This window comes from Phycisphaerae bacterium (genome assembly GCA_017999985.1).
Lineage (GTDB): Bacteria > Planctomycetota > Phycisphaerae > UBA1845 > Fen-1342 > JAGNKU01.
On the sequence record JAGNKU010000008.1, the window covers coordinates 255,900 to 267,591 of the forward strand.

9 protein-coding genes are annotated in these 11,692 nt (G+C 62.7%); all 9 read right to left on the reverse strand.

Annotated features, from left to right (window positions below):
* Window position 1: 1 nt before the first annotated feature.
* The 9 genes from KA383_12710 to KA383_12750 all read right to left on the reverse strand — a co-directional run bounded on the left by KA383_12710 (window position 2) and on the right by KA383_12750 (window position 11,688).
* Window positions 2-3,022: a type I restriction endonuclease subunit R gene (locus KA383_12710; GenBank protein ID MBP7746983.1), complete on the reverse strand. Its 3,021-nt coding sequence runs from the start codon at window positions 3,020-3,022 to the stop codon at window positions 2-4.
* A 15-nt stretch (window positions 3,023-3,037) separates the two neighbouring features.
* Window positions 3,038-3,715, reverse strand: coding sequence for a DUF2290 domain-containing protein (locus KA383_12715; protein MBP7746984.1), 678 nt, complete (start codon window positions 3,713-3,715; stop codon window positions 3,038-3,040).
* Entirely contained in the window at window positions 3,712-5,826 is a 2,115-nt protein-coding gene (locus KA383_12720; protein ID MBP7746985.1) for a DEAD/DEAH box helicase, read from the reverse strand. The genes KA383_12715 and KA383_12720 overlap by 4 nt, the downstream gene beginning before the upstream one ends.
* Window positions 5,823-7,187 (reverse strand): restriction endonuclease subunit S, encoded by a 1,365-nt coding sequence (locus KA383_12725; protein MBP7746986.1) that lies wholly within the window; start codon window positions 7,185-7,187, stop codon window positions 5,823-5,825. The genes KA383_12720 and KA383_12725 overlap by 4 nt, the downstream gene beginning before the upstream one ends.
* Entirely contained in the window at window positions 7,184-8,302 is a 1,119-nt protein-coding gene (locus KA383_12730; protein ID MBP7746987.1) for a virulence RhuM family protein, read from the reverse strand. The genes KA383_12725 and KA383_12730 overlap by 4 nt, the downstream gene beginning before the upstream one ends.
* Window positions 8,299-10,311, reverse strand: a complete 2,013-nt coding sequence (locus tag KA383_12735) for an SAM-dependent DNA methyltransferase (protein ID MBP7746988.1) — start codon at window positions 10,309-10,311, stop codon at window positions 8,299-8,301. Before KA383_12735 ends, KA383_12730 begins: the two co-directional genes overlap by 4 nt.
* Window positions 10,312-10,354: 43 nt before the next feature.
* On the reverse strand, window positions 10,355-10,582 hold the full coding sequence (locus KA383_12740; GenBank protein MBP7746989.1) for a helix-turn-helix transcriptional regulator: 228 nt from the start codon (window positions 10,580-10,582) through the stop codon (window positions 10,355-10,357).
* A 158-nt stretch (window positions 10,583-10,740) separates the two neighbouring features.
* Window positions 10,741-11,283: a hypothetical protein gene (locus KA383_12745; protein ID MBP7746990.1), complete on the reverse strand. Its 543-nt coding sequence runs from the start codon at window positions 11,281-11,283 to the stop codon at window positions 10,741-10,743.
* A 78-nt stretch (window positions 11,284-11,361) separates the two neighbouring features.
* Complete coding sequence (locus tag KA383_12750; GenBank protein ID MBP7746991.1) at window positions 11,362-11,688, reverse strand: hypothetical protein; 327 nt, start codon at window positions 11,686-11,688, stop codon at window positions 11,362-11,364.
* Window positions 11,689-11,692: the final 4 nt, after the last annotated feature.

Here is an 11,692-nt window from a genome sequence, read left to right on the forward strand (position 1 = left end):
TCTATTGGCGAGTCTCATCTTCGTTCCGGATGTGGTCGTACACGTCCTTGAGGAGGTGCTGGCTGACCGCCTCGCGGAACCGCTCTTCATTCATGAAGCGAGCCGTGATTTCTTCGTTCTGGTCCATGCGATCGATGAACAGCCCTTCCAGCGCCTTGCGGAAGACGTAACCGAAGTTCTCCATCGTGTTCGCCCTCGCCGCCTGCCGCAGGTTGTTGTCCGCCACGGCGTCTTCGCGAATTGACTCGAAGAAGAGCTGATCGCCGGGCTTGAACTCGGTGCCGAAGCGCTCGTTCAGGATGTCGATCAGCCGCGACAGCTCGATGTCGTCGGGGTGGGCCGCCTTCGTCCCCACGGATGTCGGCCCGTCGATCGGTTCGGTCTTGCCCGCCTCCAGGTCAATCGAACCCTCGCCGATCTTCTGCAGCCGGTAATACTTGAGCGACACTTCATCGTCGAAGTGGTACACCGGCCCGGTGTCGCCTCGTGGCAGCTTCGTCAGCAGGAACCGGATGTAAGAATACAGCTTCTCCAGGTCGGTGTCCTGAAACGGGATGACCTGCGAGAGGAACGAGTAGAGGTTCCGAAACGCGGTGAGCGTCTTGCGGAACTCCTCTCGCTCTTCGTCGCCCAATGCGGCGAACCGCCCGACGGCCGGATCGATACACGCGTTCATCCGCGCATGATCCATCGGCGTTTGGTCTCGCTTGGGCTTGTAGAACACCCGGCAGAACTCTTCGACCTCGGCCTTGTGGTAGACCTGCTGGGCGTCGAGCTTCGCCTGAAGCTCGTAGAGCTGCTTCGGGTCGGCTTGTTCGCCGACCAGCGTCTGCTCGTAGTACGGCTGAAACGCGGCGAGGATCTCGTCCGGCTCGTTCACGAAGTCGAGGACGAATGTGTCTTCCTTGCCCGGATGCGTCCGGTTCAGGCGTGACAGCGTCTGCACGGCCTGGATGCCCGCCAGACGCTTGTCGACGTACATCGTGTGCAGCAACGGCTGGTCAAACCCTGTCTGGTACTTCTCGGCCACGAGCAGCACCTGGTATTCCTCGGTCGCGAACCGCTCGGGCAACTCCTTCTGGCCGATGTGCTTGCCCTGGGCGTCCACGTCCATCCCCGACTCGGTGTACTCGATCCCGGGCGCATCCGGGTCGATCACGGTGCCGCTGAAGGCCACCAGCGTCTTGATCTCCTTGTAGCCCTTCTCCGCGATGTACTTGTCGAACGCCTGCTTGTACCTGACCGCGTGCAAACGACTGGACGTGACCACCATCGCCTTGGCCTTGCCGCCGATCTTGTGCAGCGTGAAGTGGCGGAAGTGCTCGACCATCACTTCGGTCTTCTGCGCGATGTTGTGCGGGTGCAGGCTCATGAACCGCGCCAGCGCCCGCGCCGCCTTGCGTTTGTCAACCCTCGGGTCGTCCTCGATCGACTTGATCAGCCGGTAGTAGGTTCTGTACGTCGTGTAGTGCTGCAGCACGTCGAGGATGAAGCCTTCGTCGATAGCCTGCCGCATGCTGTAAAGATGGAACGGCTGCGGCTTGCCATCCGGCCCCGGCCGGCCGAAGACCTCCAGCGTCTTGTACTTGGGCGTGGCCGTGAAGGCGAAGAAGCTAATGTTCGGCTGCTTGCCGCGCTTGGCCATCGCCTTGAGGATCTCCTCCTCGTAGTCCGGCAGGCCCTCTGCTTCGGCCTTGGCCTTGGCCTCCTCCTTGATCGCCGCGCCCGCCAGCACGCCCTTGAGCTCAGTCGCTGTTTCGCCGCCCTGGGAACTGTGCGCCTCGTCCACGATGACCGCGTAGCGCTTCTTCGGCAGGTCGCCGATCTTCTCCGTCACGAACGGGAATTTCTGCAGCGTCGTGATGACAACCGGCACGCCCGCACCGAGCGCCTCGGCCAGCTGCGTCGAGTTGATGTCGATCTTCTGCACCACGCCTTGCTTGTGCTCGAACTGGTAAATCGTGTTCTGAAGCTGCTGGTCGAGCACGACCCGGTCGGTCACCACGATCACCGAATCGAAGACCTTCTCGTCCTGCGCGTCGTACAAGCTGCTCAGTCGGTGGGCCAGCCAGGCGATGGAGTTGCTCTTACCGCTGCCCGCCGAGTGCTGCACGAGGCAGTTGTTCCCGACGCCGCGCTGCCGGGCGTCGGCCACCATCTTCCGCACGCAGTCGAGCTGGTGGTAGCGGGGGAAGATCATCGTCTGCTTCCTGACCTTCTTGTCGCCGAGCTTCTTTTCCTCAACCTGCAGGTGGATGAACCGCGCCAGGATGTCCAGGAAGCTGTGCCGCTCCAGCACCGCTTCCCACAGGTACGCCGTCTTGTACCCGCCCGGGTTCTCCGGGTTTCCGCCGCCGCCACCGCAACCCCGGTTGAACGGCAGGAAGTAGGTCTTGCCGCCCGCCAGCCGCGTGGTCATGTAGACCTCGTCGGTGTCCAGCGCGAAATGCACCAGCGTCCGCCGCTTGAACTGGAAGACCAGGTCGCTCGGATCACGGTCGTTCTTGTACTGCGTCACCGCGTGCCGCCAGGTCTGAACGGTCATGGGGTTCTTCAGTTCCGCTGTGGCGACCGGGATGCCGTTGAGTGCCAGCGTGACGTCTAGCGTGTTCCCGTGCCTGGCTGAGTACCGCAACTGCCGCGTGACCGTCAGCCGGTTGGCCTCGTAGCGCCTCTTCGTCTCGGGGTTCATCCCGCTGGCCGGCGCGAAGTAGGCGACGTGAAACAGCTTCCCAAAGCACTTGAACCCGTGCCGCAGCACCGACAAGCAGCCCTCGTGCTCGGAGTCCAGCGCCCGACACAGGTCGTCCAGCAACGTCTCCCCAGCCCTGTCCTTCTGGATGCCCTCCAAGTACGCCCAATCATCAGGCTGCGTCGCTTTGATGAACGCGAGCGCGTCGACCGGGAAGATCGCCCGGTGCGGATCAAAGCCATCGCGGTCGCCCGGGACATACCCGCCGGCCGTCGTCAGGTGGTGCTCTATAGCGGCTTCAAAGGCGTACTCAGTGTGCCGGCCGGGCATTGGCTGTCCTCCGGTTCAGCTCCAGGAAACCTGAAGACAGTGGGCAAGGGGATCACATTGAGCATCTTCGTGCTCGATAGCCTGCTCGTGAATAGCCTCGATATCCGGGTGCGCTGTCCACTGGTCACGATAGAAGGTACGCAGCACCTTCTTCATGAAAGCGGGAAAGCACATCGCCTGCTGAACGCTCATCCGTGTGTCCTCGAACTGAGTATGCAGATGGACCAGCGGGTGATCGTCGCTTTCCCTTCCAGGGTCGAAATCGAACCGCATCGGTGTTCGCATCGTCAGGTCCAAGATCTCGCGTGCTCTGCGTGGCGATTCAAGGCACATCTCAAGTCCGTCACACAGATCGCTCAGGGTCTCCACCTCACTGAGGAAGCCGATGGGGCAGGGCCAATACAGGAGACTATGTCCGACGACCGTGTTGCCCATGCACTCGTAGGAAGCACGGATTAGCGAGTAGTCGAACAGCAAACATGTGAATTCACCCTCGCGCACCCATGCAAGATACTGCTCAAGTGATCCGAACGGGTACGCCGTCGCGCTGCTGGACCCCTTGGTCGGCCAACACACCTGCTCGCCTCCACCCGAATCGACCACACACGGGCTGTTGTGCGCAAAGACGAGTCGCAGCGAATGCAAGTCGCGGCAGGTGTTCGCGATGACCTGTGCGATCTGCTTGGCGTTCATTGTTGCTCGCCCTTGCGCTTTCGCATTTCCCTGAGCAACTCCTGAAGCTGCGGCATGGCCTCTGCCGAGATCACGCCCTGGCGCAGAAGCTCCAGGATCTCCTCAAGGCTCCGCTCGGCCTTCTTGATCTGGCCCTTCTCTTGCGCAGTTCGATCACGATTAATCCGTCGGATGTGCTCAAGCTCCGGCGGCGTCGGCACGGCGAACGTGAGCTTGAAGTTGTTGTTGACGACCTGATCAACCTCTCGCTGGAGTACCGCCATCCGGTCCCCCAAGCCGCACAACCGCACCCAGGCGCGCGAGCGCGTGATCCCTGTGAAGAGGATATTCCGTAGTCGGATCAGCTCGTGACCGACAGCGCAGTGATCAGCATTCGCGATGTACACCATCGGGGCTTCGTTGCCCTTGGCCCGGTAGATTCCGGATACCGTCACCGCACCCGGCTGCACGAAGGCGTCGCGGTCATTCGTGATCCCAGCCAGGTTTGACTGAATACCGTGTGATTCGAGGTGTCGACGAAGCTCGTAGTATTCCGACTTCTGGCTGATTGGCTCGGTGAGCACCACGATGATGTCATCCGGATCAAGCTCATCCCGCTCGATGTTCTTCTTGATCTCCTCAGCGATCCAAGCGTACTGCTCGTCCCGTGACCCAAAGGCATGCGACGCGACCGCGTCGGCGGGTGAAAGCAAGTTGCTGAAGAACTGCGGGTAAGAGCGTGGTGCACGCACCAGCGTCACTTGCTGGCCTGCGTCCAGCACGCCGCTTTCCGCCATGTAGCCGATTTCGGCCCACATGCGCGGCTCATCAAAGTGCTGTACCAAGCCGGCATCACGGAACAGCCCGAACCCAAGCGCATGTGCCAGAGTCAACGCCCAGGGCGTGTTGCGGTAACAGACGGGGAGGATGATGTCTTGCTGCGGGGCGTCCGGCGCGTTTGTGAGCGTGAGCTCGCGGTCGAACAGATCCGGCGGCGCCGCCATTCCCGCTTCAGACAGATTCTGGAGCTCGTCGTAAGCCCAGATGATACGCTTGGGCTGCTTCGTCAGCGCATCCACGATGCGAAAGAACGACGGCGGCAGGTCTTGTGCCTCGTCAATCAGCACGGCATCGTACAGGTCTAGTTGCTTGCCCCTCACCGCAGCCGCCAGTTCATTGCAGACGCCTGTGAAAGCCCTCAGCGAGCCATACCGCGATTTGGCCGTCAGGTAATTCGTGGGAAGCAGGTTGACGGCATTGCACGCGATGGAGTAGATGCCCTCCTGGCCCGACGCTCCCCAGGAATGGACGATCTGGAGTTGCTGCCAGTCAGGCTTGTCCCCCATGTGTTCGAGAGTGAACCGCTCGATCAGGTCTTTGAACTGCTGGTACAGCGAGCGGGTGTGGAACGTGACGGCGATCTTCCACTCCGGATGCTGTGTGTGCAGGTACGCCGCCTTCAGCGCCAGCACGACCGTCTTGCCGGACCCCGCGAGCCCCCGTATTCGCTGCGGCCCCTCGGGCGTCTCGATCGCCGCCGCCTTCTGCCATCGGTCGAGATTAGCGATCTCCTTCTCAATCTTCCGCAGGATCGCGCCCTTCGAGTCCGCCTTGGCGACGTTGGTTCGTTTCTTCGTCGGCTTGATCGTCGTAACCCGCTGGACGGCGGCAGACAGCTTCCGGTAGAGCGTCTCATCCGCAACGCCCTCAGCGTTCTGCAAGGCATGCACCAGGTTGTTGACGCTAGTCGCCGGGTAACTCTCGTCCGCGTCCGCGGGAACATCTCCCTCGGGGAAGATCGACATGATATTGATCGGAACGCCGAGCTTGCGGCCCGACCGCAACGACTCGTGCCTACTGAGGTTCGCCTCCAGGACGTAGTACAGCCGGTCCTGGCACTCCCGGTAGTTCTGGCCCTGTTCAACAAGGTGGAACGCCACGAAGCCGGGGGTCTGCGATACCAACAACGCGTCGACGGTCAGACTTGAGTCGGAGGAGGCCATCACCGGATAGCCGATGTAGAACGTGCCCTTGATTGCGGCCTGGCGGAGCGCCCGCGTGATACCATTGAGCACTGCCGGATTGTGCTGGCTGCTGCCGTAGACGACCTCAAGATCAACTTGCCAGTTCACGACGTTGCCTCCTTTGTCCGCACGTCGATCTTGCCCGTCACAGCTGCCGAGATCAGGGCGGTTCGTAACTCGCGGAGCCCCTCAATGCTCTGCTCGACCTTCTCAACAAGCGAGTCGATACGGCCGGTCGCTGCATCAACGTGGGCCGCGATCGCCTGCTGCTCTTTGGGTGGCGGGATGCAAATCACGATCCCAGCGGCGATCGGTTGGTAGATCGTCTTGTGCGTCGATCCCATCGTGATCGCCTCGAACTCCTGCCGCATTGCTCGAAACAGGCACAGGAGATACTCCGGCACCAACGACGGCAGGCAGATCCAGTTCCAGAAGTCCTGACTGGTCGCCATCGGCTGCGGCATGATGCCGGAGAATCCCACGGATGCCGTGCGAGAGAAGACAACGGTGCCCTGCGGCAGTAGCTCCGCCGCCGAGTTGGCCAGTCCCAGTTCGCTGATCTTCTCCTTGGTCTCCCCGAGGTACTTCCTGCGGCCGTCGCGAAGCTGCCAGACGTCGGCGAGCGTGAACCAGGGAATCGTGCAGTCGTGCCAATACTCGGGATTCGTGCGGCTGGGAGTATGTCCGGTTCGCATCTTGGCGAAACGCCGGATGTTCGCCACGGTCCAGTGCGCAGGCACCGCGCCCAGCCATTCGATGCCGGAGTCTTTCATGGGGGCGTTGGGGTCGAGGCCCTTGGTGACGGCGTGGCTGATCAGGGCGGAGCGCTTCTCCTGGAGAAGCTCGATCTGGCGGCGCTTCTTCTCGATCAGCGTGTCGATTCGCGCCGTCTCCTGATCCAGGAATGCAGCGATGGCTTTCTGCTCGCCGTAGGGCGGAAACGGGAACCGATACACACGGAATTTCTCTGCCGTTAAGTGCGCTATCGTATTGGGGTTGCCGTGCGCGACGAAGAACCCGGAATCGGCAGCTGCTCGCATCACGTAGAAGAAGAAGCGAGACACCTCTGCCTTTGTCCGCGGCCGAAGACGATGAATCGCCTTCTGGAACCCGCAGCTCGCCAAGTCGCCTTGCCAGATCGCTGACCGGCCGACTTCGCCACCCTCGCACACGAGGAGGTCGCCCGCCTCGAGTGTGAATCGCCCTCGCTCTGCCGGCGTGATGTCCATCTCGGGCAGGTCATCCGTATTGACCCGATCCCACTGAACGTCGACGTTGCGGACGTAGGGCAGCGAGCATTCACCGGTGATTTGCTTTGCGTCAAGCATCTTACCCAACTCGACCTTGTAGCGAGCGTATAGCGGAGAAATGTGCCAATGCTCCGGCACATCACCAAGCCACGGAACACGCGACGCCCTGTAGGTCGGATAGGTCGCGCGCTTGCCTGGCTGCGCGGTAACGCCGGTCACAACTGGCCCCCCTTGCCAGGTCCGCGCTTGCGGCCGTTCTTCTTCGTCTTTAGCTGCTTCTTCTTCTGCGGCGCCTTCTTCTTGCGATCGTGCTCAAGTGCCTGGGCCGACGCACGCAGGTCTTCGACGTAGTGGGACTCGGCGTGGGCTTCGGCCTCGAGCCGGCGGCGCTCGGCGTAGGCGTCGTACTGCGCGTGGGCCCATTCGAGGGCCTCTTCGTGGCTGATGGAACCCGCGTCGGCCAGGACGGGTAGCTCGGTGTCGCGCAGGAACTTGTCCAGGAACGCCTGCCAGTCATGCATGTGAATATCCTGGCGGCGCTGGGCGCGGAACTCGGCCTGGTCGAGGAACATCACGGTGATGCGGTTGAGCATGTCGATCTCGCCCGCGGCGAGGTAGTTCTTGGCCGTGCTGACGTCGCGCTTGATGACGCGGTCGCCTTTCCAGGTGGTCAGGCCCATGTTGGGCCGAGTGCTATCCGCCCGCCGACGGATGATTTCGGCGGCGGTCAGGCCCGTGGCGGCGTAGTGCATCTTGTTCTGCATCGTCGCGAAGAAACGCTGGGTCTCCCGCTCACCCTCGCGATAGTCGACCGCCAGCGCGAAGATTTCGCGGATGCGCTGGTAGACGCGAGCCTCGCTGGCGCGAATCTCGCGAATGCGGGCCAGCAGTTCGTCGAAGTAGTCGGTGACGGCGTCGGTGCCCTTCAGGCGGTCGTCGTTGAGCGTGAAGCCCTTGACGAGGTACTCGCGCAGGCGGGCGGTCGCCCACTGGCGGAACCGCGTGGCCACCGGCGACTTCACGCGGTAGCCGACGGCCAGGATCGCATCCAGGCTGTAATGCAGGACCTTGCGGGAGACCTGCCGGCTGCCCTCGTGGCGAACTATTAAGTATTCCTTAATGGTTGCCGACTGGTCGAGCTCGCCTTCCTCGTAAATGTTCTTCAGATGGATGTTTACGTTCGGGACCGACGTCTGAAACAACTCCGCGATCAGGGCCTGGGGGAGCCAGACCGTCTCGCCTTCGAGCAGGACACGGATCTGCTCGGTGCCCCGCTGGGGCTGGTAAAGCACGATCTCGCCGGCGGGACGGATGGAGCCGGGGTCGCCGCTCATTCGGTCACCTCCGCGAGCATGCCGGCGATCTCGCCCTCAATCCGCTTCAAGTCCGCCTCGATTTCCTCGAGCGGACGCGGCGGCGAGTATTTGTAGAAGTAGCGGTTGAAGTTGATTTCGTAGCCGATCTTGGTCTTCGATTCATCGACCCAGGCGTCGGGCACGTGCGGCAGGACCTCCCGCTGCATGTACGCGCCGATGTCTTCCTTAAGCGGGACGTTTTCGTAGTCGCGCAGCTCGGGGTCGGGCTCGGGGTTGCCCTTGGCGTCGGTGCAGACCTCGGCCGTCTCATCCCGCTCGGCAAGGGCCATAAGGATCGCCTTGAACAGCGCGGCGGGCACCTTCAGATCGGCCTTCTTGAACGCGGCCTTCATCTGCTCACTGAACGCTTCGCGGTTCCTGACGACGCCTTGTCCGGCAAGCGTGCGCAAGGTGGCGAGGATCGCTTCCTGTTCTCGGCGGCCCGCTTCGATCTCGGCCTGGGCGGCCTTGGTGTCCTTGCGCTTGCGGCTTGTGGCGAGTGCGGCAAAGGCGGCGGCCTCCTGGACACGGGCGAGGCGCTCATCGTCCACGGCGAAATTCAGCCGAAGTGGGCGCTCGACGGTGATGCGCTGATAGCCGAAGTCGGCATTGTCGAAAACGCGGACGTGCTCGCCGTCGACGAGTTGGCCGTAGAGGCGGGTGATATCGTCGCGCTGGCCATCGCAGACTTCATTGCGCTTGTTGCCGAGGCTCTTGCGCATCTTCTTGAAGAAGCTGGTGCCGTCGACAAGTTGAATCTTGCCCCTGCGTCCGCGCTCCTTGCGGTTCGTGACGATCCACAGATAGGTGTAGATGCCGGTGTTGTAGAAGAGCTGATCGGGCAGGGCCACGATCGCTTCGAGCCAGTCGTTCTCGATGATCCAGCGGCGAATTTCGCTTTCGCCCGATCCGGCGCTGCCCGTGAACAGGGGCGAGCCGTTGAAGACGATGGCCAGGCGAGTGCCGCCGTCCGCCGGGTCCTTCATCTTGCTGATCATGTGCTGCAGAAACAGCAGCGATCCGTCGTTGATGCGTGGCAGGCCTGCGCCGAAGCGGCCGCCGAACCCCTGGTTCTCGTGCTCGCGCGTGATGAAATCGGCCTCGGGCTTCCACTCCACGCCGAAGGGCGGGTTGGCGAGCATGTAGTCGAACTTGTGTTGGGGGAAGCGGTCGTCGGTGAAGCTGTCGCCAAAGGCGATGTGATCGATGTTCTGGCCCTTGATCATCATGTCTGAGCCACAGATGGCGTTGGCCTGGGCGTTGTAGTCCTGGCCGAAAACCTCCAGCTGGGCGTCGGGGTTGAGTTCGCGGACGTAATCCTCGGCAACCGAGAGCATGCCGCCGGTTCCGCAGGCGGGGTCATAGAGCGTCTTGATGATGCCCTTGGTGGTCAGCACGTCGCCGTCGGGCATGAACAGCAGGTTGACCATGAGGCGGATGACCTCGCGCGGCGTGAAGTGGTCGCCAGCCTCCTCGTTGGATGCCTCGTTGAACCGCCGGATCAGCTCTTCGAAGATGTAGCCCATCTCGATGTTCGAGACGCGGTCCGGGTGAAGGTCGATTTGGCAGAAGCGGGAGACGATCAAGTAGAGGCGGTCGGCCTTGTCGAGACGGCCAATGTGCTCCTCGAAGCCGAAGCGCTCGATGATCTCGCGGGCGCGGGCGGAGAAGCCCTTGATGTAGTTCGTGAGGTTGGCGGCGACGTTGTTCGGATCTCCCCTCAGCTTGTCGAAGGTGTAGCGGCTGGTGTTGTAGAACGGCACGCCGGTCACGCGGCACAGGATCGGTTCGACATTCTTGACCTTGCCGCCTTCGAGCTTCTTCATGCGGTCGAGGACTTTGTCCTTCGTGGGTTCCAGTACGCAGTCGAGCCGACGCAGGACGGTCAGCGGGAGCATGACGTCCTTGTATTGATTCGGCCGGTACGGGCCGCGTAGCAGGTCTGCCACCGACCAGATGAAGCTGACCTTTTCGCCGAAGTTGTTCACCTCAACGCGCCTCTCTCAATCACGGCCATTTTCCCGGCCAACATCACACGTTGGAGAATCGAGCCGCCAGGTCCTTGCCGTCGTTGCCCATGCTCGCGACCAGATCCCGCAGATTGCGTATCGCCAGCGGAGAGGGCTTCGTCCTGCCGTTTTCCCACCGGTTGATTGTCGGGAGTGTCACCCCCAGCTTTGCGGCGAACTTCTCCTGCGTCAGCCCGAGGCGCGCTCGGACTTCGCGGATCAACGCCGCGGGGTCGTTGCCCTGGGTCAACTCAGTGCCTCCTGGCGGGCGGCCGATTAATCACATGCTCAATCAGATGATCAATTGTGGGCCGGCCGGAATGCTCTGTCAACGGCGATCGTTCGGCGATGTGCGGCCCGATTGACTGAAGGCATTGAGCGTCTAGTCACCCTTCGGAACGACGGGGCTTACCCGCCGCAGCCTTTGCAGCCGGCACGACTGGGGGGTGCGTCGGCGGCGCGGGCCGGCGGCGGCGAGACGTGAAACGCTGCCAGTATCACCGCGGCGCCAGAGTACGCCGCTGCGGAGAACAGCCATGCCGCCGGGGCGGTGACGCCCTCCGTGACGGCGTAGATCACGACGGCCGCCCAGAAGGTCTGGCAGGCCCAGCAGCCGAGGAGGTACTGGAGTGCCCGTCGGAGCAGGGACGTACTCGACAGGCGCCGGAGCTCAGCGCGGCGGGCGTCGAGTTCGGGCTCGGTGAGCGGGACGGCGACGGCGTGCTGCGAGCCGCGGGCGACACCCTCGTCCCACTTCGTCCGGTTCGCGACCTCCCAGTTGAGCCGGTTGATCCGTTGGCGGCGCGGGTTGTCGCGGAGCGCGAGCCGGTATTGGAGTTCGGCCGCCGGGAACGACCCGAAGATCGCCTTCGCCAGCGCGCAGACCGCCAGGGTCCAGACGAAGAAGGACGCCACGTGCGCCCAATCGTTGATCTCGAAGATGCTCGTCATGTTCCGGGCCTCCATGCCTCCAAATGTCGTTCGATCGGCGGGCAGCCTGCCTGCCGCGTATTCACAAGCGGTGCGGCGTCAACCGTTCCGCGCCGCGCACTGCTCCATCCGTTCCCGCATCAGATGCCGCACGATTCGCGCTTCGGCCGGCGCGTCGCTCGGGTCCACCGTCAGGTCGCCGTTCTTCGGCAGCTTCCAGCCGGCGTCGAGCTTCGCGAACAGCGACGCGATGGCCGGGTCCCGCTCGATCAACCACCGCCGAAGCTCGGCTTCCGTGCTGCCGTTCAGCAGCTTGGCGGCGCGGGCGAGCACGTAGTCGCAGGCCAGCAGCCCGAGCTCGTCGTCCGGGCAGTACGCCGTCAGATGCACGCGCTTCGGACCGACGTTGATCGACACGACCGGCATCGCC